The organism is Streptomyces sp. 2P-4, assembly GCF_030167965.1.
Taxonomy (GTDB): domain Bacteria; phylum Actinomycetota; class Actinomycetes; order Streptomycetales; family Streptomycetaceae; genus Streptomyces; species Streptomyces globosus_A.
Window position 1 is genome coordinate 4,104,973 of record NZ_CP095011.1, and the last position, 21,324, is coordinate 4,126,296.

At 75.7% G+C, this 21,324-nt stretch carries 17 protein-coding genes; 12 read left to right on the forward strand and 5 right to left on the reverse strand.

What is annotated here, in order from left to right:
• Nucleotides 1–365 precede the first annotated feature (365 nt).
• The 7 genes from MUK52_RS18185 (at nt 366) to MUK52_RS18215 (ending at nt 9,267) form a co-directional block, all read left to right on the forward strand.
• Nucleotides 366–1,115 (forward strand): TIGR03084 family metal-binding protein, encoded by a 750-nt coding sequence (locus MUK52_RS18185; RefSeq protein ID WP_114058992.1) that lies wholly within the window; start codon nt 366–368, stop codon nt 1,113–1,115.
• A complete protein-coding gene (locus tag MUK52_RS18190; RefSeq protein WP_502963581.1) occupies nt 1,112–2,890 on the forward strand; it encodes an acyclic terpene utilization AtuA family protein in 1,779 nt (592 codons plus the stop codon). Before MUK52_RS18185 ends, MUK52_RS18190 begins: the two co-directional genes overlap by 4 nt.
• The gene (locus tag MUK52_RS18195; protein WP_114058014.1) at nt 2,887–4,485 is read left to right on the forward strand and encodes an acyl-CoA carboxylase subunit beta; all 1,599 of its coding nucleotides are present in this window, start codon (nt 2,887–2,889) and stop codon (nt 4,483–4,485) included. The genes MUK52_RS18190 and MUK52_RS18195 overlap by 4 nt, the downstream gene beginning before the upstream one ends.
• Nucleotides 4,486–4,496: 11 nt before the next feature.
• On the forward strand, nt 4,497–6,584 hold the full coding sequence (locus tag MUK52_RS18200) for an ATP-binding protein (protein WP_284578303.1): 2,088 nt from the start codon (nt 4,497–4,499) through the stop codon (nt 6,582–6,584).
• Complete coding sequence (locus MUK52_RS18205; RefSeq protein WP_114058012.1) at nt 6,581–7,783, forward strand: acyl-CoA dehydrogenase family protein; 1,203 nt, start codon at nt 6,581–6,583, stop codon at nt 7,781–7,783. Before MUK52_RS18200 ends, MUK52_RS18205 begins: the two co-directional genes overlap by 4 nt.
• Before the next feature lie 81 nt (nt 7,784–7,864).
• Nucleotides 7,865–8,608, forward strand: a complete 744-nt coding sequence (locus tag MUK52_RS18210) for an enoyl-CoA hydratase family protein (RefSeq protein ID WP_284578306.1) — start codon at nt 7,865–7,867, stop codon at nt 8,606–8,608.
• Nucleotides 8,605–9,267, forward strand: a complete 663-nt coding sequence (locus tag MUK52_RS18215) for a TetR/AcrR family transcriptional regulator (protein WP_502963627.1) — start codon at nt 8,605–8,607, stop codon at nt 9,265–9,267. The genes MUK52_RS18210 and MUK52_RS18215 overlap by 4 nt, the downstream gene beginning before the upstream one ends.
• A gap of 54 nt (nt 9,268–9,321) precedes the next feature.
• Here the strand turns inward: MUK52_RS18215 and MUK52_RS18220 are convergent, their stop codons facing one another.
• The gene (locus MUK52_RS18220; RefSeq protein ID WP_114058009.1) at nt 9,322–10,428 is read right to left on the reverse strand and encodes a citrate synthase 2; all 1,107 of its coding nucleotides are present in this window, start codon (nt 10,426–10,428) and stop codon (nt 9,322–9,324) included.
• 199 nt (nt 10,429–10,627) lie between these two features.
• On the opposite strand from MUK52_RS18220, the gene pdxH reads away from it, so the two are divergent.
• Entirely contained in the window at nt 10,628–11,290 is a 663-nt protein-coding gene (gene pdxH, locus MUK52_RS18225) for a pyridoxamine 5'-phosphate oxidase (RefSeq protein ID WP_472913220.1), read from the forward strand.
• A gap of 397 nt (nt 11,291–11,687) precedes the next feature.
• On the forward strand, nt 11,688–13,004 hold the full coding sequence (locus MUK52_RS18230; RefSeq protein ID WP_114058007.1) for a PAS domain-containing protein: 1,317 nt from the start codon (nt 11,688–11,690) through the stop codon (nt 13,002–13,004).
• 46 nt (nt 13,005–13,050) lie between these two features.
• Here MUK52_RS18230 and MUK52_RS18235 read toward each other — a convergent pair whose 3' ends face one another.
• Nucleotides 13,051–13,806: an SIS domain-containing protein gene (locus MUK52_RS18235; RefSeq protein ID WP_114058006.1), complete on the reverse strand. Its 756-nt coding sequence runs from the start codon at nt 13,804–13,806 to the stop codon at nt 13,051–13,053.
• A 214-nt stretch (nt 13,807–14,020) separates the two neighbouring features.
• Here MUK52_RS18235 and MUK52_RS18240 point away from each other — a divergent pair, with 214 nt between their 5' ends.
• Together MUK52_RS18240 and MUK52_RS18245 are read left to right on the forward strand one after the other, a co-directional pair.
• Complete coding sequence (locus MUK52_RS18240) at nt 14,021–14,713, forward strand: iron-dependent transcriptional repressor DtxR (RefSeq protein WP_114058005.1); 693 nt, start codon at nt 14,021–14,023, stop codon at nt 14,711–14,713.
• A 288-nt stretch (nt 14,714–15,001) separates the two neighbouring features.
• Nucleotides 15,002–15,871, forward strand: a complete 870-nt coding sequence (locus MUK52_RS18245; RefSeq protein WP_114058004.1) for an alpha/beta fold hydrolase — start codon at nt 15,002–15,004, stop codon at nt 15,869–15,871.
• Nucleotides 15,872–16,276: 405 nt separating this feature from the next.
• On the opposite strand, the gene MUK52_RS18250 is transcribed toward MUK52_RS18245, so the two are convergent.
• From MUK52_RS18250 to MUK52_RS18260, 3 genes are all read right to left on the reverse strand, one after another.
• Complete coding sequence (locus tag MUK52_RS18250) at nt 16,277–17,947, reverse strand: transporter (RefSeq protein WP_246042725.1); 1,671 nt, start codon at nt 17,945–17,947, stop codon at nt 16,277–16,279.
• On the reverse strand, nt 17,944–18,786 hold the full coding sequence (locus MUK52_RS18255; RefSeq protein ID WP_114058002.1) for an ABC transporter ATP-binding protein: 843 nt from the start codon (nt 18,784–18,786) through the stop codon (nt 17,944–17,946). The genes MUK52_RS18250 and MUK52_RS18255 overlap by 4 nt, the downstream gene beginning before the upstream one ends.
• A gap of 165 nt (nt 18,787–18,951) precedes the next feature.
• Nucleotides 18,952–19,632: a bifunctional DNA primase/polymerase gene (locus MUK52_RS18260; RefSeq protein ID WP_114058989.1), complete on the reverse strand. Its 681-nt coding sequence runs from the start codon at nt 19,630–19,632 to the stop codon at nt 18,952–18,954.
• A gap of 220 nt (nt 19,633–19,852) precedes the next feature.
• On the opposite strand from MUK52_RS18260, the gene MUK52_RS18265 reads away from it, so the two are divergent.
• On the forward strand, nt 19,853–21,232 hold the full coding sequence (locus tag MUK52_RS18265) for an NsdA family TPR-like regulatory protein (protein ID WP_114058001.1): 1,380 nt from the start codon (nt 19,853–19,855) through the stop codon (nt 21,230–21,232).
• Nucleotides 21,233–21,324: the final 92 nt, after the last annotated feature.

Genomic DNA, 21,324 nt, shown 5'->3' on the forward strand with positions numbered 1-21,324 from the left:
CGTGGACGGCGGTGCGGTGCGGTGCCGGGGCCCGGCCGGGCCCGGGAGCGGGGGGCCGAAGCGTTCAGTATCCGCACCGCTACCCGGCGTGTTCGCGCCTTCGCGGTGGACGGCCGGATCCGGCCCCCGTGCGTTCGGGGCCGCAGCCCGCAACGCCTGCCGGATCCGGGCCTCGGCTCCAAGTCCCGCGGGATACGGCGGAGTTGCCGCGGCTGGCGGGAACGCGGTGCTCCTCCGCCGAATCATGCAAGCACGCTTGATTGTTTTGCCGCGCGCTGCCACTCTTCCCCTCACGCCGAGAGGGGAGCCCCGTCGTGCCACTCGATCCGCCCGCCGCCGTCCTCGCCGATCTGCGCGAGGAGGGCATGGAAGTCGAAGCCCTGGTCACCGGTCTTCCGGACGCCGCCTGGGCGAAGCCCACGCCCGCAGCCCGCTGGACCGTCGCGCACCAGATCGCCCACCTGCACTGGACCGACCGGGCCGCCCTCGTCTCCCTCACGGACGCGCCCGGCTTCGCCCGCCTCGTCGAGGCCGCCCTGCGCTCCCCGGCGGCCTTCGTGGACGAGGGCGCCGAGGAGGGGGCCGCGCTGGCGCCGGCGGACCTGCTGGCCCGCTGGCGCGCCGGCCGCGCCGCACTCGGCGCGGCCCTGGCGGCCGCCCCGGCCGACGCCCGGTTCCCCTGGTACGGGCCGCCGATGAAGGCCGCGTCGATGGCGAGCGCCCGCCTGATGGAGACCTGGGCCCACGGCCTGGACATCGCGGACGCCCTCGGTGTGCGCCGCACCCCGACCGCGCGGCTGCGGCACGTCGCCCGGATCGGCGTACGAGCCCGCGACTACGCCTTCTCCGTGTGGGAACTCCCGCCGCCCGCCGAGGAGTTCCGCGTCGAGCTGGTCCCGCCGGACGGCGGGGAGCCGTGGACGTACGGGCCGCCGGACGCCGCCCAGCGCGTGACCGGGCCCGCCCTGGACTTCTGCCTGCTGGCCACCCGGCGCGCCCACCGCGCCGACCTGGCCCTGGCGGCCGAGGGCGCCGACGCCGACCGCTGGCTGGACGTGGCCCAGGCGTTCGCCGGCCCGGCGGGACCGGGCCGCGCACCCCGGACCGCCCGGTGACGGGCGCCGGACCGGGCGCCGGACCGGGCGCTGCGGGCGGACCGGAGCCCCGGCGCCCGCTGCGCATCGGGAACGCCTCCGGCTTCTACGGGGACCGCTTCGACGCCCTGCGCGAGATGCTCACCGGCGGCCCGCTGGACGTCCTGACCGGGGACTACCTGGCCGAGCTGACCATGCTGATCCTCGGCCGGGACCGCCTGAAGGACCCGGCCGCGGGCTACGCGAAGACGTTCCTGCGGCAGATGGAGGACTGCCTGGGCCTGGCCCGTGATCGGGGCGTGCGGATCGTCGCGAACGCGGGGGGCCTCAACCCGGCCGGCCTCGCCGAGGCGGTCCGCGGCCTCGCCGCCAAGGCCGGCGTCCCGGTCTCCGTCGCGCACGTCGAGGGCGACGACCTGATGCCCTGGGGCGAGGGCGCGCTGACCGCCAACGCCTACCTCGGCGGCGCCGGGATCACGGCCTGCCTGCGCGCGGGCGCCGACATCGTGGTCACGGGCCGGGTCACGGACGCGGCCCTCGTCTCCGGCCCGGCCGCCTGGTGGTTCGACTGGGCGGCCGACGACCACGACCGGCTTGCCGGGGCCGTCGTCGCGGGCCACATCCTGGAGTGCGGCACGCAGGCCACCGGCGGGAACTACCCGTTCTTCACCGCGCACGACGTACGGCGCCCCGGCTTCCCCCTCGCCGAGATCGCGCAGGACGGCTCCTGCGTGATCACCAAGCACCCGGGGACGGGCGGCGCGGTCACCGTCGGCACGGTCACGGCCCAACTCCTGTACGAGACGCAGGGCGCCCGCTACCGGGGCCCGGACGTCACCGCCCGGCTGGACACCGTCCGCCTCGCGGACGCCGGACCCGACCGGGTCGCCGTCGCCGGCACGGCGGGGGAGCCGCCGCCGGACACCCTGAAGGCGGGGGTGACCCGTATCGGCGGCTGGCGCAACGAGGTCGTCTTCGTCCTGACGGGCCTGGACATCGAGGCGAAGGCGGCCCTCGTCCGGGAGCAACTGGCCGACGCGCTCGCCCCGGTGGCCTCCGTACGGTGGACGCTCGCCCGCACCGACCACGGGGACGCCGACACGCAGGAGGAGGCGAGCGCCCTGCTGCGGCTGGCGGTCCGCGACCCCTCCGCCGAGCGGGTGGGACGGGCCCTGACCTCCGCCGCCGTCGAACTGGCCCTCGGCAGCTACCCCGGCTTCCACGTGACGGCCCCGCCCGGTCCGGCCCAGCCGTACGGGATGTTCGAGGCCGGCGCCGTCCCCGCCGAAGCCGTCGCCGCGGCCGCGGTCCTCGCGGACGGCACCCGCATCCCGGTCCCGGCGGGCGGCCGGCCGCGGCAGGCCGCCCCGGCCGGAGCCCCCGCCACAGCCGAGCCACCCGGCCCCTCCGCCCCACCGAAGCCGCCCGCCCCGCCGGCCCCCGTCCGCCGCGCCCCCCTGGGCCTGGTCGCCGGCGCCCGCAGCGGCGACAAGGGCGGCGACGCCAACATCGGCGTCTGGGCCGAGGACCCCGCCGCCTGGCCGTGGCTGCACGCCACCCTCACCGAGGACCGGCTGCGCGACCTCCTCCCCGAGGTCCGCGGCCTGACCGTCACCCGGCACGTCCTGCCGAACCTCCGCGCCCTGAACTTCACCGTCGAGGGCGTCCTCGGCGCCGGCGCCGCCTCCGCCCACCGCTTCGACCCGCAGGCCAAGGCGCTCGGCGAATGGCTGCGCTCCCGCCTGCTCGACATCCCCGCCCACCTGCTGCCCGCCCCGGAGGGGACCGGACCATGACCCGCCTCAGCACCGCCGTGGACCCCCGCGCCCCCGAGTACGCGGCCGCCCGCGGCGCCGCCCTCGAACGCCTCGCCGCCCTCGACGCCGAGCACGCCAAGGCGCTGGCCGGCGGCGGCGAGAAGTACACGGCCCGCCACCGCGACCGCGGCAAGCTCCCCGCCCGGGAGCGGATCGAGCTGCTCGTCGATCCGGACACGCCGTTCCTGGAGCTGTCCCCGCTCGCCGCCTGGGGCAGCGACCACCCGGTCGGCGCGTCCCTCGTCACCGGCATCGGCACCGTCGAGGGCACCGAATGCGTCATCACCGCCAACGACCCCACCGTCCGCGGCGGCGCCTCCAACCCGTGGACGCTGAAGAAGGCCCTGCGGGCCAACGAGATCGCCCTGCGCAACCGGCTCCCGCTCATCAGCCTCGTCGAGTCCGGAGGCGCCGACCTGCCCTCCCAGAAGGAGATCTTCATCCCGGGCGGGGCGCTCTTCCGCGACCTCACACGCCTGTCGGCCGCCGGCGTGCCCACCGTCGCCGTCGTCTTCGGCAACTCGACCGCCGGAGGCGCGTACGTCCCCGGCATGTCCGACCACACCGTCATGATCAAGGGCCGGTCGAAGGTGTTCCTCGGCGGTCCGCCGCTCGTGAGGATGGCCACCGGCGAGGAGAGCGACGACGAGTCCCTGGGCGGCGCCGACATGCACGCCCGCACCTCCGGCCTCGCCGACCACCACGCCCTCGACGAGCCCGACGCGATCCGACGCGCCCGCCGCATCGTCGCCCGCCTGGAGCACCGCCGCGCCCACCCGGCGCCGCCGGCCGCCGAGGAACCGCTGTACGACGCGGAGGAACTCCTCGGGATCGTCCCCGAGGACCTGCGCACCCCCTTCGACCCGCGCGAGGTCATCGCCCGCATCGTCGACGGCTCCGACTTCGACGAGTTCAAGCCCCTCTACGGCAGCAGCCTCGTCACCGGCTGGGCCCGCCTGCACGGCTGGCCGGTCGGCGTCCTCGCCAACGCCCGCGGCGTGTTGTTCAGCGCCGAGTCGCAGAAGGCCGCCCAGTTCATCCAGCTCGCCAACCAGCGCGACATCCCGCTGCTGTTCCTCCACAACACCACCGGCTACATGGTGGGCAGGGAGTACGAGCAGGGCGGCATCATCAAACACGGCGCGATGATGATCAACGCGGTCTCCAACTCCCGCGTCCCCCACCTGTCCGTCCTCATCGGCGCCAGCTACGGGGCCGGCCACTACGGCATGTGCGGCCGCGCCTACGAGCCCCGCTTCCTGTTCGCCTGGCCCAGCGCCAAGTCCGCCGTCATGGGACCGCAGCAGCTCGCCGGGGTGCTGTCCATCGTGGCCCGGCAGTCCGCCGCCGCGAAGGGCAATCCGTACGACGAGGAGGCCGACGCCGGGATGCGCGCCTTCGTCGAGGCGCAGATCGAGGCCGAGTCCCTGCCGGTGTTCCTCTCCGGGCGGCTGTACGACGACGGGGTCATCGACCCCCGCGACACCCGCACCGTCCTCGGCCTGTGCCTCTCGGCCGTCCACAACGCCCCCGTCGAGGGCGCCCGTGGCGGCTTCGGCGTCTTCCGGATGTGAGTGACCGACCCATGACCACGACCACGACCGTGCCGATCACCTCCGTCCTCGTCGCGAACCGCGGCGAGATCGCCGTCCGCGTCTTCCGCACGGCCCGCGCCATGGGCCTCGCGACCGTCGCCGTCCACTCCGACCCCGACGCCGGAGCCCTGCACGTCCGCGAGGCCGACGCGGCCGTACGCCTGCCGGGCGCCGCCCCGGCCGACACCTACCTGCGCGGCGACCTCCTCGTCGCGGCGGCGCGGGCCGCCGGCGCGGACGCCGTCCACCCCGGCTACGGCTTCCTCTCCGAGAACGCCGCCTTCGCCCGCGACGTCCTGGCCGCCGGCCTGGCCTGGATCGGCCCGCCGCCCGACGCGATCGAGGCGATGGCCTCGAAGACCCGCGCCAAGGAGCTGATGCGGGCCGCCGGGGTGCCGCTCCTCGACCCCGTCGACCCGGCGGCGGCCACCGCCGCCGACCTGCCGCTGCTGCTGAAGGCCGCTGCGGGCGGCGGCGGGCGCGGCATGCGCGTCGTCCGCGACCTCGACGCGCTGAAGCCCGCGCTCGACGCGGCAGCAGCCGAGGCCCGGTCCGCGTTCGGCGACGGCGAGGTCTTCGCCGAGCCGTACGTCGAGCGCGGCCGCCACGTGGAGGTGCAGGTCCTCGCCGACGGGCACGGCACCGTGTGGGCGCTCGGCACCCGCGACTGCTCGCTCCAGCGCCGCCACCAGAAGGTCGTCGAGGAGGCCCCGGCGCCCGGCCTCCCCGACGCCCTGCGCCGCACCCTGCACGAGGCGGCCGCCGCGGCCGCCCGGGCCGTCGGCTACCGGGGGGCGGGCACGGTCGAGTTCCTGCTCGCCGCCGACGGGCGCCCGTACTTCCTGGAGATGAACACCCGCCTCCAGGTCGAGCACCCCGTCACCGAGGCCGTCCACGGCGTCGACCTCGTCGCCCTCCAGATCCGCATCGCCGAGGGCGCGGCCCTCCCGCCGGAGCCGCCCGAGCCCGCCGGACACGCCGTCGAGGCCCGCCTGTACGCGGAGGACCCGGCGCAGGACTGGCGCCCGCAGGCCGGCACCCTGGCCGCCTTCGACATCCCGGCGGCCGCCGCACCCGTACCCGTACCGGCCGCCGCCGGCGGCCCCGCCGGGACCGCCGCGGTCCGCGTCGACGCCGGGTACGCCGCGGGCGACCGGGTCGGCGTCCACTACGACCCGATGCTCGCCAAGGTCGTCGCCCACGCCCCGACCCGCGCCGAAGCCGTCCGCACCCTCGCCCGGGCCCTGGCCGGCGCCCGGATCCACGGCGTCGCCACCAACCGCGACCTCCTCGTACGCACCCTGCGGCACCCGGAGTTCACCGCCTCCACCCCCGACACCGGCTTCTACGACCGCCACCTCGCCGCGCTCACCGCGCCCGCCCCCGACGCCGGCCGGGCCGCCGCCCTCGCCGCCGCGGCCGCCGCGCTCGCCGCCGCCGCACCCGCCGCCGGCGCCCCGCTCGCCGCCCGCCTGGGCGGCTGGCGCAACATCCGCTCCGGCCCGCAGTCCCGCCGCTACCGCATCGGGGACACCGAGCACGAGGTCCGCTACCTGCCCGTCCGCGGCGGGCCGCCGCAGCTCCCGGACCTGCCGGACGTCCGCGTCCTGGGCGCCGCACCGGACCGCGTCGTCCTCGAAGCGGACGGCGTCCGCCGCGTCTTCCACGTCGCGCACCGGCCGGACCGCGGGCCGGACCGGGCAGCGGACGGCGGGCCGGACCGGCACGACGGCGCGGGCGAGGTCTGGGTCGACACCGCCCCCGCCCCCGGCAGCGACGCCCCCGCCTCCCACACCCTCACCCCCGTCCCCCGGTTCGCCGAGCCCGAGGACGCGTCCCCGCCCGGCTCCCTGCTCGCCCCCATGCCCGGCACCGTCGTCCGCGTCGCCGAAGGCCTCGCGCCGGGCGACACCGTCACCGCCGGGCAGCCCCTGCTCTGGCTGGAGGCCATGAAGATGGAGCACCGCGTCACCTCGCCCGCCTCCGGCACGCTCACCGCGCTCCACGCCCGCCCCGGCCACCAGGTCGAGGTCGGCGCCCTGCTCGCCGTGGTCCAGGAGGAGGAAACCCGCCCATGAGCCCCGCCACCGCGCCCGCCGCGGAAACCGAAGAGCACCGCGCGCTGCGCGCCGCCGTCGCCGCCCTCGGGCAGCGCTACGGCCGCGACTACCACGCCCGCATCACCGAGGAGGGCGGCCGGCCCGCCGAACTGTGGGCCGACGCCGCCAAGCTCGGCTACCTCGGCGTCAACCTGCCCGAGGAGTACGGCGGCGGGGGCGGCGGCATCGCCGAGCTGTCCATCGTCCTGGAGGAACTCGGCGCCGCCGGCTGCCCGCTGCTGATGATGGTCGTCTCCCCGGCCATCTGCGGCACCGTCATCTCCCGCTTCGGCACCCCGGCCCAGAAGCAGGCCTGGCTGCCCGGACTCGCCGACGGCAGCCGCATGATGGCCTTCGGCATCACCGAGCCCGACGCCGGCTCCAACTCCCACCGCATCACCACCACCGCCCGCCGCGACGGCTCCGACTGGGTGCTGACCGGCCGCAAGGTGTTCGTCTCCGGCGTGGACCTCGCCGACGCCACCCTGATCGTGGGCCGCACCGAGGACGCCCGGACCGGCCGGCTGAAGCCCTGCCTGTTCATCGTCGACCGCGACGCCCCCGGCTTCTCCCGCTCGCCCATCGACATGGAACTGCGGGCGGCGGAGAAGCAGTTCGAACTCGTCCTGGACGAGGTGCGGCTGCCCGCCGCCGCACTCGTCGGCGCCGACGACACCGGCGGCGGCCAGGCCGAAGCCCCCGACACGGGCCTCCTCCAGCTCTTCGCCGGCCTCAACCCCGAGCGCATCATGACCGCCGCGTTCGCCGTCGGCATCGGCCGCCACGCCCTGGCCCGGGCCGTCGAGTACGCCCGCACCCGGCAGGTGTGGACGGAGCCGATCGGCGCCCACCAGGCCATCGCGCACCCCCTCGCCGCCGCCCACATCGAGCTCGAACTGGCCCGCCTGATGATGCAGAAGGCCGCCCGCCTCTACGACGCCGGCGACGACGCGGCTGCCGGAGAGGCCGCCAACATGGCGAAGTACGCTGCTGCCGAGGCCTGTGTGAAGGCCGTGGACCAGGCGGTCCACACCCTGGGCGGCAACGGCCTCACCCGCGAGTACGGCCTGGCCTCCCTGGTCACCGCCTCCCGGGTGGCCCGCATCGCCCCCGTCAGCCGCGAGATGATCCTCAACTTCGTCTCGCACCAGACCCTCGGCCTGCCGAAGTCGTACTGACAGCACCGACCCGGGCGGCGGCCCGCGGCCCGCGGCCGCCGCCCGGCCCGGCCGGAACCGGACCCGCACGAAAGGAGCGGCATGCAGGACGACGCCCTCGTCACCGCCGCGCACGCACACGGCATCACCACCCTGGCCCTCGACTCCCCGGCCAACCGCAACGCCCTCTCGGCCCCCCTCGTGGCCGGGCTGCGCGCGGCGCTCGCCGCGGCCGCCGCCGACCCGGCCGTCCGCGCCGTCGTCCTCACCCACACCGGTGGCACGTTCTGCGCCGGAGCCGACCTGAAGAACCCCTGCGACCCCGCCGACTTCCTCGCCCTGCTCCGCGAGATCGCCGAACTGCCCCGGCCCGTCGCGGCCCGCGTCACCGGGCACGTCCGCGCGGGCGGCCTCGGCCTGCTCGGCGTCTGCGACGTCGCCGCGGCCGGGCCGCAGTCCACGTACGCCTTCACCGAGACCCGCCTCGGCATCGTCCCCGCGGTGATCTCGGCGCCGCTGCTGCCCCGCCTGGAACCGCGCGCCGCGGCCCGCTACCTGTTGGCCGGCGAGCCCTTCGACGCCGCCGAGGCGGCCCGCATCGGCCTGCTCACCGTGCACGGCGAGGACGTCGACGAGGCACTCGCCCCGGTCCTGGACGGCTTCCGCAAGGCCGGCCCCGAGGCCCTCGCCGCGACCAAGCGGCTCGTCACCGCCCCCGTACGGGCGGCGCTGGCCGCCGACGGGGCGGCCCTGGCGGAGCTGTCGGCCCGGCATTTCGGCTCCGCGGAGGCCCGCGAGGGCATCACCGCCCGCATGGAGCGCCGCGACCCGGCGTGGGCGCTGTGACCGGCACGCCGGCCGCGGCCACGGCAGCGGCGCCGGCGGAGGGCCCGCCCGACGACCGGCCCGGGAACGCGCCGAAGCAGGCCCGCAGCCGCGTCACCCGCCGCCACCTCCTGGACGCCGCCATCACCTGCCTCGCCGAACACGGCTGGGCCGGCTCCACGGTCGCCGTCGTCGCCGAGCGGGCCGGCGTCTCCCGCGGCGCCGCCCAGCACCACTTCCGCACCCGTGAGGACCTCTTCACCGCGGCCGTCGAGTTCATGGCGGAGGAGCGCTCGGCCGCCCTGCTGCGCGAGCGGCGGCGCGCCGAGGCCGCGGGCGGCGGCCCCGGCGGCCGCGCCGCCGTGGTGGAGGCGCTGGTCGACCTCTACACCGGGCCGATGTTCCGGGCCGCCCTCCAGCTGTGGGTCGCCGCCTCCCACGAGGAGCAGCTGCGGCCCCGCGTCGCCGGGCTGGAGGCGCGCCTTGGCCGGGAGACGCACCGGATGGCCGTCCAGCTGCTGGGCGCGGACGAGTCGGTGCCGGGCGTACGGGAGACCGTGCAGGGCTTCCTCGACATGGCCCGCGGGCTGGGCCTGGCGAACGTCCTCACCGACGACGCGGGCCGCCGTGCCCGGGTGGTCGCCCAGTGGACCCGCATCCTGGACGCCGCCCTGGGCTGACGGGCGGCCGGCCCCGGCCGCCGCCCGCCGCCCGCCGCCCGGGGCGGGTCGCGGTCAGGCCGTCCTGGCGATGTCCGCGTAGCCCTCGATCTCCTGCGGGTTGCGCCTGCCCGGGCCGGTGTAGCGGGCGGACGGGCGGACCAGGCGGCCCGTGCGCTTCTGCTCCAGGATGTGCGCGGACCAGCCCGCGGTGCGGGCGCAGGTGAACATCGAGGTGAACATGTGCGCCGGGACCTCCGCGAAGTCCAGCATGATCGCCGCCCAGAACTCCACGTTCGTGGCGAGAACCCGGTCGGGGCGGCGGGCGTGCAGCTCCTCCAGGGCGGCCTTCTCCAGCGCGGCGGCCACCTCGTAGCGGGGGGCGTCCAGCTCCTTGGCGGTGCGCCGCAGGACGCGGGCGCGCGGGTCCTCGGCGCGGTAGACGCGGTGGCCGAAGCCCATCAGCCGCTCGCCCTTGTCGAGGGCCTTCTTCACGTAGGCGACGGCGTCGCCGGTGCGCTCGATCTCCTCGATCATGCCGAGCACGCGGGACGGCGCCCCGCCGTGCAGCGGCCCCGACATGGCGCCGACGGCACCGGACAGGGCGGCCGCGACGTCCGCGCCGGTGGAGGCGATGACGCGCGCGGTGAAGGTGGAGGCGTTCATGCCGTGCTCGGCGGCGGAGGTCCAGTAGGCGTCGACGGCCTTGACGTGCCGCGGGTCCGGCTCGCCCCGCCAGCGGATCATGAACCGCTCGACGACGGACTCGGCCTTGTCGATCTCCCGCTGCGGGACCATCGGCAGGCCCTGCCCGCGCGCGGACTGGGCCACGTACGACAGGGCCATGACGGCGGCGCGGGCCAGGTTGTCGCGGGCGGTCCGCTCGTCGATGTCGAGGAGCGGTTTCAGCCCCCAGACGGGGGCGAGCATGGCCAGCGCGGACTGCACGTCGACGCGGATGTCGCCGGAGTGGACCGGGATCGGGAAGGGCTCGGCGGGCGGCAGGCCGGGGTTGAACGCCCCGTCGACCAGCAGGCCCCACACGTTCCCGAAGGAGACGTGGCCCACCAGGTCCTCGATGTCGACACCCCGGTAGCGGAGGGCTCCGCCTTCCTTGTCGGGTTCGGCGATCTCCGTTTCGAACGCGACGACTCCCTCGAGCCCGGGTACGAAGTCGGACATCAGGCGGCTCCTCAGATAGTGCGGACACACGCGGTTGCCGGCGTGCCTCGCGGTCCGGCGCGGTCATCCCCGTTGATGCCCGGTACGGCCGGCGCCCACCCGCGGGGGGCCTGGCGACCGGCCCCAAGATTTTGGCGGCTCCGGATCCCGGGCGGAAGCGTGACATACGGCACACTCGCAGGAGCACCCTTGCGGCAGGATGGCACGCGTGACCGACATGGACCTTGATCCCTCCACCATGCGCAAGCAGTACCGTTCCGAGATCGTCCTGGAGGACGGCCTCGACGAGGACCCCATGCGGCAGTTCGCCCTGTGGTTCCGGCAGGCAGCCGACTCGCACCTGTTCGAGCCGAACGCGATGGTCGTCTCCACCGCGGACGCCGCGGGCCGGCCCAGCTCGCGGACGGTGCTGCTGAAGCAGTTCGACGCGCGGGGCTTCGTCTTCTACACGAACTACGGCTCCCGCAAGGGCCGCGAGATCGACGCGAACCCGCAGGTCTCGCTGCTCTTCCCGTGGCACCCGATCGCCCGGCAGGTCATCGTCACCGGCACTGCGGCCCGGGTGGGCCGCGACGAGACCGCGGCCTACTTCCGGTCGCGGCCGCACGGCTCGCAGCTGGGCGCCTGGGCGAGCGAGCAGTCCCGGGTGATCCCCTCGCGGGCCGAGCTGGACCGGCGGTACGCGGAGCTCGCGGCCCGGTATCCGGAGGGCGAGCAGGTCCCCGTGCCGACGGAGTGGGGCGGGATCCGGGTCGCGCCCGACGAGGTGGAGTTCTGGCAGGGCCACGAGAACCGGCTGCACGACCGGCTGCACTACGTCCGGGCGGGGTCGGGCTGGCGCATCGAGCGCCTGTGCCCGTAAGGGGCCGCGGCCGCGGGGCCGCGCCGGGCCGCGGGCGTGCGGAAACGCAGGCGACCCGCGGGCTCCGTCCTCTCCTGCAGTGAGAGGAGCCGGCCGGACGTGCCGGCGAGCCCGCGGGTCGGGTGACTGCTGTGGTTTGGCGCCGGGCGTTGTCCGCCGGGCACCGCACTGGGTGCGTTGCGACGACGGGCCCTAGCCCGCAGTCACCTCACGCGTCCGGTAGTCGTACATTTCCGGAACCACCTCCCTTCTCGTGTACCGCAGACACTAGGACGCTCCCGCCGGGGTCTCAACCGATTTCTTTCGGGACGATTCGGGGAATGCGGTGTGGGCTGCGTCACGTTCCAGTTCAATGATCTGACGTGCCGCACACGCGAAACACCTGCGGGGGTGCCAGGTGAGTGCTTCCGGACAACCGACCCACGATCTGCTTGCCGCGCTGCTGGACGGGATGGACGCCGCCCTGTGCGCGTTCGACGCCGACGGCGTGGTCACCCACTGGAACCGCGAGGCCGAGCGGATCCTGGGCTGGACCGCGGCCGAGGCGGTGGGCCGCAAGGGCTTCTCCGGCTGGGCGGCCCGGCCCGCCGACGCCCAGGACGTCGAGGACCGGCTCATGGCCGCCCAGGACGTGCCCGGCAGGCAGGTCCACGAGTTCGCGCTGCTGACCAAGGACGGCGGGCGGGTCCTGGTGCGGACGCAGTCCGCCGGCGTCCCCGGAGCGGACGGCAGGCCCGCCGGCGTGTACTGCGCCTTCACCGAGGTGCACGCCCAGATCGACCTGGAGCGGTCCATCGCGCTCAGCGACGCGCTGATGGACGACGCCTCCTGGGCCGTGGTCCTCGTGGACGTGGACCTGCGGCCCGCCGTGGTCAACGCGCGCGCCGCCCGCGCCTTCGGATCCGGGCGCACCGACCTGCTCGGCCGCCCGCTCGGCGACCTGCTGGCGCAGGGCGCCGACGAGCTGGAAGCGGCCCTCCAGCACGTGCTGGCCGAGGGGGCCCCGCCGGGCCCCGCCGAGATGTGGGTGTCGGTGCGCACCCCGGAGGGCGAGCGGCGCTGCTGCTGGCGGTGCGGGTTCGTACGGCTGGGCTCGCCGCTGGCGGAGGAGCCCGTACCGCTGGGCGTGGGGTGGCTGTTCCAGGACGTCACCGAGGACCGGCAGGACGCGCTGGACACCTCCCGGCTGCGGTTCCGCACCGCCCAGCTGCACCGGGCGGGCCGGGCGGCCGCCGAGTGCGAGGACCCGGCGGAGGCGGCCGGGGTGCGCCTGGACTTCGCGCTCGCCGGGTTCGCGGACCACGCCCTGCTGGACGTGCTGGAGCCGTCCGCCGACGGTCCGGGGAAGCCGCCGCGGCTGGTCCGGACGATCACGGCCCCGCCGGCGCCGGCCGGGCGGGGGGCGCGGCCGGTGCCGTACGAGCCGGGGCACCCGGTGCTCCAGGCGCTGGACCGGATCGGCTCGGTCCGGGCGAGCGCCACCCGGGGGGAGACCGCCGAGGGCTGGGCGCGGGGGCGGCTGTGGCCCGAGGGCACGGCGCACGCCCTGTGCACGGTGCTGCGCAGCCGGGGCCGGACGCTGGGGGCGCTGACGTACCTGCGGTCGGCGTCGCGGTCCGCGTTCGACCGCGCGGACGCGGCGTACGCGGAGGAGGTCGCGGGCCGGGTGGCGGCCGACCTGGACCTGGCGCGCACCGCGCCGGAACGGCCGTAGCGTGCGGGGCGGCGGCGGCGGGGGCGGGGGTCGGCGCGGGCGCCGGTCAGTGCCGGTAGAAGATCCGGTCGCCGTACTCCTGCATGACGCGGCCGTTCCACTCGTGGCCGCCGTCGACGTTGCCGGAGCGCAGCAGCGGCGGCTCGATGCCGCGCGCGGCGAGCTCGCCCGCGGCGGCGGCCATCACGGCCTGCATGATCGCGCTGGTGACGACGGTGGAGGCGGGGGCGAAGGGGGCGTCGATGCCGTCGAGGGTCAGCTCGGCGTCGCCGACGTCGATCTTGCTGTCGAGGACGATGTCGCAGTGGTCCCGCAGGAAGGTGCCGGAGGAGTGCCGCGACTTCGTCCCGGTCGTGTAGGCGACCGAGGTCACCCCGACGACCTTCAGGCCGAGGGCGCGCGCGTTGACGGCCATCTCGACGGGCAGGGCGTTGCGCCCGGACAGGGAGATGACGAAGAGGACGTCCCCGGCGGTGGCGGGGCTGCTGTCGAGGACGGCGCCGGCCAGCCCGCCGACCCGCTCCAGGGCGCTGCCGAGCGTGGCGGGCATGACGTCGACGCCGGCGGTGCCGGGGACGGCGAGGAAGTTCATCAGGGCGAGCCCGCCCGCCCGGTAGACGACGTCCTGGGCGGGCAGCGAGGAGTGCCCGGCGCCGAAGGCGAAGAGCCGGTTCCCTGCGGCGACGGCGTCGGCGACGGCCGCACCGGCTTCGGCGATGCGCCCGCCCTCCTCGCGCTGCACCCGCTGGAGCAGGGTGATCGCGGCGTCGAGGAAGCGGTCGGCCGGCTTGCTTTCGCTCATCGCGGTGGAGCCCTTCCGGGGATGGGGTGCGTCCGTGTCCGCCGCTCACCGTGCGGTCTGGACCAACGCGCTGTCAATACGGGGGCGGGGGGCTTGCGGAGGTCGAGAGCGGCTCGCGGAGGCCTGGGGACTCCGCGGCAGGCGCGGGACGGTTGTCGGCGCGATGCGTCAGAATTGGGGTCAGGGCCAGCGCACGATAATCCGAGGGGCACGAATGTCCGGACTGATCGACACCACGGAGATGTACCTCCGCACCATCCTCGAGCTGGAAGAGGAAGGCGTCGTCCCCATGCGCGCCCGGATCGCGGAGCGGCTCGACCAGAGCGGCCCGACGGTCAGCCAGACCGTGGCGCGGATGGAGCGCGACGGTCTCGTGGCGGTGGCGAGCGACCGCCACCTGGAGCTGACGGAGGAGGGGCGCCGCCTCGCAACGCGCGTGATGCGCAAGCACCGGCTCGCGGAGTGCCTCCTCGTGGACGTCATCGGCCTGGAGTGGGAGCAGGTGCACGCCGAGGCCTGCCGCTGGGAGCACGTGATGAGCGAGGCGGTGGAGCGGCGCGTGCTGGAGCTGCTGCGGCACCCGACCGAATCGCCGTACGGGAACCCGATCCCGGGTCTGGAGGAGCTGGGCGAGAAGGCCGAGGCCGACCCGTTCCTGGAGGACGGCATGGTCGCCCTGTCCGAGCTGGAGCCGGGCACGGAGGGCAAGACGGTGGTCGTCCGCCGCATCGGCGAGCCGATCCAGACGGACGCCCAGCTGATGTACACGCTGCGGCGGGCGGGCGTGCAGCCCGGCTCGGTGGTGAGTGTGACGGAGTCGCCCGGCGGGGTGCTCGTCGGCAGCGGCGGCGAGGCCGCCGAGCTGGAGGACGAGATCGCCTCGCACGTCTTCGTCGCCAAGCGCTGACCGCACCGCCGCTGCGGCTGCGGCGGCGGTGCCGGTGGTGTCAGGGTCCCGGCGCCTTGCGGCGCCGGGACCCTTCCTCCCCTTGTCGACCCGGAGCCCCGAGCTCTCAAGGTCATCCCCTTCGGACCGTCTTCCCCGAGCGGCCCGCCTCCCTGCTCAAAGGATCTCCTTCGGCAGCGGCGGCCAATCCTTGAGCAAGGTCACTCGAAAGAGCGGTGTTGGGCGGCGCAAAGCCGTTTTCGAATGCAGGTTCGATAGTCTGCCGTGGACGAAGGGGGTGCATCTGCGGTGGTACAGCGCATCGATGTGACAGGGGCCGACGGCGTGCGCCTGGCCGCCTGGGAATTCGGCCCGGCCGCCGACGCCGCGGCTCCCCGCGTCCTGTTACTCCACGGCCTGATGGGCCGCGCCCACCACTGGGCCGGCACCGCCCGCTGGCTCGCCGAGGGCCGCCGCGTCATCGCCCTCGACCAGCGCGGCCACGGCCACAGTGCCCGCCCGCCCGCCGGGGCGGACCCTGGCGCCTCCCTCGGCCGCGAGGCCTTCGTCGCGGACGCCGAGGCCGTGATCGAACAGCTCGGCCTCGCCCCCGTCACCGTGATCGGCCACTCCATGGGCGCCCTCACCGGCTGGCAGCTCGCCGCCCGCCGCCCCGACCTGGTCGCGGCCCTGGTCATCCTCGACATGCGCGCCTCGGCCCTCGGCGAGGCCTCCCAGCGCGACTGGGAGGACTGGTTCCGCCGCTGGCCCCTCCCCTTCCCCAGCCAGGACGCCGCCCGCCGCTGGTTCGGCGAGGACGACCCGCGCGTGGAGCGGCCGGACCCGGGCCGCGGCGCCTTCTTCGCGGACGTCATGCACGAGACCCCCGACGGCTGGCGCCCCGTCTTCTCCCGCCGCCAGATGCTGACGGCGCGTGAGACCTGGGTCCACGACGCCCACTGGGACGAACTGGCCCAGGTCGCCTGCCCCACCCTGGTCGTCCGCGCCCTCGACGGCGAACTGGGCCGCGCGGAAGCCCAGGAGATGGTCCGCGTCCTGCCGTCGGGCCACTACGCGGAAGTCCCGGACGCCGGCCACTACCTCCACCACACCCACCCGGAACCCTGCCGCACAGCCCTGGAGCCCTTCCTGCAACGCCTGCAACCCGTCCGCGGCTGACCGCACGATCGGGCGCGGTGCCCGCCATCCCGTCAGGCGAACCCGTTCGACGGCAGCGGGTGCTCCCCACGGGCGACTCCGTGCGGCGCGCGCGAAGCGGAGGGCCCGGGGCGTGGTAGGTCTCCTCCCGGGGAGGCCGGCCACGACAGCGGGAGCAAGGGTGCGGCGCATTCTCGTCATCGACGGCCATCCGGACGCGGGCAGCTACTGCGCCGCCCTGGCGAGCGCCTATGCGGAGGGCGCCGGGGCGGGCCTGGTCGATCGAGATCGCCGCCGCCCTCGGCGCCGTCCTCTTCACGGCGCGGATCACCGCGGGCCCGCGGCCGACCGCGCCGGACGGCACCCACGCGAGGGGGGTGCCGGGCCCGCAGGCCCCGCACCCCCCTCGCACCTTCGCGGCCGGGCTCAGCCCTTGCTGACCGCCTGGAGGATCTCCGGCAGCTGCCGGGCCACCCGCGGCGCCGCCAGCCGTACGCCTCCCCAGGCCGCGGCCGCGCCCCAGGCCGCGCCGAGGGGCAGCAGGAGCCAGAACGCGGACTCCATCCGCGCCACCTCGAACCAGATCGCCAGGCCGATGACCGGCCCGGACAGGACCAGCGACGCCAGCAGGCCGCCCGCCATGCCCGCCCAGGCCAGGCCCGCCTGCCCCGGGGCGACGCTCTTGAACGCCCCGTCCGTCGGGATCGAGTACGGGAACCGGGCCGAGGCCAGCGCGCCCGTGCACATCATCGAGCCCATCACCGCGAGCGCCACGCCCAGGCCGGCCGGGAAGGCCCGCCAGTCCGGGACGACGGCCGCGGTGGCCGCCGTGACGAGGACGGTGTACGGCACCGTGATCAGCGCGAGCGCGTAGGCGCGGGCCCGCAGCTCCTCGTACGCGTCGCGGGTCGTCGAGATCGTCTGCGCGACCATCCAGAACGCCGACGTGTCCTGCCCGAACTGGTTGTACATCTGCAGGCCGAGCATGCCCGTGCCGAAGCACACCAGGTAGATGGAGCCGTTCCCCTGGAGGGCGTTGAACACCGGGATGATCAGGCCGAGCGCCAGGGACGACACCCACGCGGCCTTCGTCTTCGGGTCCCGCACCACGTACCGCAGCGTGCGCTGCATGGTCGCGCCGGTCCGGCCGCCGGGCAGCAGGCCCCACAGGCCGCCGCCCGCCGATCCGCGTTCGGAGGAGGCCTGCGCGGCGACCGTCGAGCCGTCCGGGGTCACCATCACCCGGGTCAGGCTGCGCTCCCACAGCCACACCAGCAGCGCCAGCCCCGCGAGGGTCAGCGCCAGCTGGGCGGCGGCGGTCGCGTACGCGCCCCGGCTCGCCGAGTCGACCATGCCGACGGCGGTGGCGGGCGGCAGCCAGCGCACCACCGCGCCGGCGGGCTGGAGCTGCGCCAGGCCGCCCGTCTCCATCAGCCGCTGGCCCGCGAAGTTCGCGAGCTGGGCGCCGATCGCGATGACGATGCCGCTGAGCAGGGCGAGGTCGCGGCCCTTGCGGCTCGTCAGCAGCCGTACGTTCGCCGTGGCGACGGCCCGCGCCAGCGTCACGCAGCCGAGCAGCAGCAGCGGCACGGCCACCACGGCGGCAGCGGTGCCCGCCGCGCCGCGGGCGACGGCGACGACCGAGCCGACGGCCACGCACACCGTGAACAGGGGGCCGATGCCGATCAGCGAGGAGGCCAGCAGGGCCCGCACGAGCGGCCGCGGCCGCAGCGGCAGCATCACCAGCCGGCTCGGGTCGAGCGTCTCGTCGCCGGCGGGGAAGAGCAGCGGCATGAACGCCCAGCCGAGCGCGAGGACCGCGGCCAGCAGGACCACGACCGTGCCGCCGTGGGCGTGGCCGCGCAGGGCGGACAGCCCGAGGGCGAGGCCGAGGCCCACCAGCAGGGCGAGGGCCAGCGACCCGAAGTAGGCGGCCTTCCGCTTGGACGACCCCTTCAGGCCGTTGCGCAGCAGCGACAGCTTGAGGCGGACGAACACCGCGGCGGGGTCGGGCGCATGCGCGCCGGCCGCAGCCGCAGCCGCGGACGGCGGAACCGGCGCGGACGGGGAGGCGGGGGCGGGGGCTGCGGTGTTCATCGGGCGGCCTGCCCGCCCAGCCAGTCCAGCGACTCGCCGGCGGTGCGGCCGCCCGCGCCGACGAGCTCCAGGAACGCGGCCTGCAGCGTGGGCGCTTCGCCCCGTACGAGGGCCAGCGGGCCCGCGGCCCGGATCCGGCCGCCCGCCATGACGGCGACCCAGTCGCACAGCGACTCGACCAGCTCCATCACGTGGGAGGAGAAGACGACCGTGGCACCGGAGGCGGTGTAACGTTCCAGCACCCCGCGGATGGTCTGCGCCGACACCGGGTCGACACCCTCGAACGGCTCGTCCAGGAACAGCACTTCGGGGTTGTGCAGCAGAGCGGCCGCCAGCCCGATCTTCTTCCGCATGCCCGTCGAGTAGTCGACGACCAGCTTGTGCTGCGAGCCCGCCAGGTCCAGGACGTCCAGCAGCTGCGTGGCCCGCTTGTCGGTCTCGTCGCCCGGCATGCCGCGCAGCCGGCCCATGTAGCCGAGCAGTTCACGGCCCGACAGGCGCTCGAACAGGCGCAGGCCCTCCGGCAGGACGCCGATCCGGGACTTCACCGCGACCGGGTCCGCCCACACGTCGTGGCCGGCGACGAGGACCCGCCCCATGTCCGGCCGGAGCAGGCCCGTCACCATGGACAGCGTCGTCGTCTTCCCCGCGCCGTTCGGGCCGACCAGGCCGATGAACCTGCCCGCGGGCAGCTCCAGGTCGATGCCCGCGACCGCCACCTGCTCGCCGAAGCGCTTCCACAGCCCCTCGACGCGGACCGCCGCCCGCCCCCCGTACGGCGTCTCGGGCGCGCTGCCCGCTCCGACCGCCCCGCCCGCCGCATCACCCTGGTTCGGCATGCGCCCGCCTCTCGTCCATGTCCCCGTGGTCCTACATCCACGACGATAGGGCGGCCGGAAGAGGCGCAGCAGTTACGAATGTCATGTCTTTCCCGAGCGGAACGCACCCGCCGACCTGCACGTGTGTCCCGCCGGGCGCGCCGGCGGGCGGCCGGCGGGACGGCGTCAGGCGCTGCGCCGGGCCCGTTCCGCGGCGGCCTCGCGCCCGCACGCGTAGGCGAGCGCGTCGATCAGCTCGTCGGTGTCCGGCAGCCACCGGTTCGCGGGAGTGGGGCGCCGCGCCCACTGGACGACGCCCCGGCCGCCGACGCGGGTCGGCGGGGCGGCCACGTACTCGCCCTCGCCGCGCACCTTCAGGTCGATCGCGGAGGGGGACCAGCCGAACCGGCGGACCATGTCGGGGACCTTGGCGGCGGCGCCCGGCAGGACGAAGAACAGCATCCGGTGGCCGGGGGTGAGCGTCACCGGCCCGAGGGTGCGCTGCATGCGCTCCAGGCGGGCCAGGGCGAGGAATCCGGCGGTGTCGGGGACGTCCAGCGCGTCGAACGTGCGGCCCGTCGGCAGCAGGATCGACGCGTCGGGGCGCTTGCCCCACACCCGCCGGACCTGCACCGCGCTGCCCGTGGCGACCGCCGCCCAGTCCTTCACCGCGGCGTGCGCGCCCGGCGCCGCGCAGTCCGCGGCCCCGCAGGAGCACAGCTCGCGCCCCTCCGCGTGCTCCAGCCAGGTGCCGGCGAAGACGTCCCAGTGCCGCTCTTCCGTGTACCGCACGGCATGGTCCAGCAGCTGCTCTCCGCGCTGCTGGGGGATGGGTGCGGTCTCCGTGACTCCGATGGTCTCTTCCACGCCCTTCACAACTGGCGCCCCGTCGCGGGGTTACGGGGCCGGGCCGGCCCGGGGACGCTGCATCGATCCTGCATGTGGGGCGCACTGAAGCACGGGCGGGGGCGCGTGGGAGGCCGGGGCGCCGCGGTTGGGTAGCGACACGACGCTAAGCGGATGATTCTCCACACATCAGGCGGGAAGTGATCTTTCCAACGATCACCCGCGGCCTCTGGGGGTTTTCATGGCAGCCAGGCCTCTCGTCGCCCGTCAGCCGAACGAACGGCTGCAGGCACTCATCCAGGAAGCCGGGTGCTCGAACGCCGGGCTCGCCCGGCGCGTCAACATGTGCGGGGCCGAGCACGGCCTCGACCTCCGCTACGACAAGACGTCGGTGGCGCGCTGGCTGCGGGGCCAGCAGCCGCGGGGCCGGGCGCCCGGCATCATCGCGGAGGCGCTCGGCCGAAAACTGGGCCGGACCGTGACGATCGACGAGATCGGCATGGCCAACGGCAAGAACCTCGCCTCCGGGATCGGCCTGCAGTTCTCCCCGACCGTCGGCGGGGCGATCGAGCAGGCCAGCGAGTTGTGGCGGAGCGACGTCGGCCGGCGGGACTTCCTGTCCGGGTCGAGCGTCGCCGCGTCGGCGCTCGTCGAGCCGAGCCGGGACTGGCTGATCAGCGGGGCCGACGTGCAGGTCGCCCGCAACGGCGGCTCGCGCGTCGGCATGTCGGACGTGGAGGCGGTCCGCGCGACGACCGACGCGCTGAAGGAGCTCGACCACCGCTTCGGGAGCGGGCATGTCCGCCCGGTCGTGGTGCACTACCTCAACTCGGTGGTGTCCGGGCTGATCGGCGGCTCGTACCGGGAGCCGGTCGGGCGGGCCCTGTTCGCGGCGGTGGCCCGGCTCACCGAGCTCGCCGGGTACATGGCGGTGGACACGGGCCAGCCGGGGCTGGCGCAGCGGTACTACATCCAGGCGCTGCGGCTGGCGCAGGCCGCGGGGGACCGCGCGTACGGCGGGTACGTGCTCGCGGCGTCCATGAGCCACCTGGCGGCCGAGCTCGGCAACCCGCGGGAGATCGCCCAGCTGGCGCGGGCGGCCCAGGAGGGCACGCGCGGCCAGGTCACGCCGCGGGCCGAGGCCATGTTCTACGCGGCCGAGGCGCGCGGTCACGCGCTGATGGGCGACGCCCGGGCGACGGCGGTGCTGGCCTCGCGGGCCGTCGGCGCCCTGGAGCGGGCCGAGCCGGAGTCCGGGGACGACCCGGTGTGGATCCGGCACTTCGACGGGGCCTACCTGGCGGACGAGCTGGCCCACTGCCACCGCGACCTCGGGCAGCCGGAGCAGGCGGCCCGGCAGGCCCGGGAGGCGCTGGCCGCGCTGCCGGCCGGCAAGGAGCGCCGGCGGGCGATCGGCCTGCTGCTGCTCGCGGCGGCGCAGGTGCAGCAGCGGGAGGTGGAGCAGGCCTGCCAGACCGCGGGACGGGCGGCGGAACTGCTGTCCGGGCTGCGCTCCAGCCGGGGCGTCGAGTACCTGGACGACTTCCGGGCGCGGCTGGACCCGTACCGGGACGAGGCGGCGGCGCGGGAGTTCGCCGCGAGGCTGGAGGCGGTGGCCTAGTGCTGTGGCCGGGATGGGCGGGCGGTATGTCCGCCTCTGCCCGGAAGCATGTTCGGGGTGGACCTGACGGGGCGGGCGGGGTCCGGGTAGCG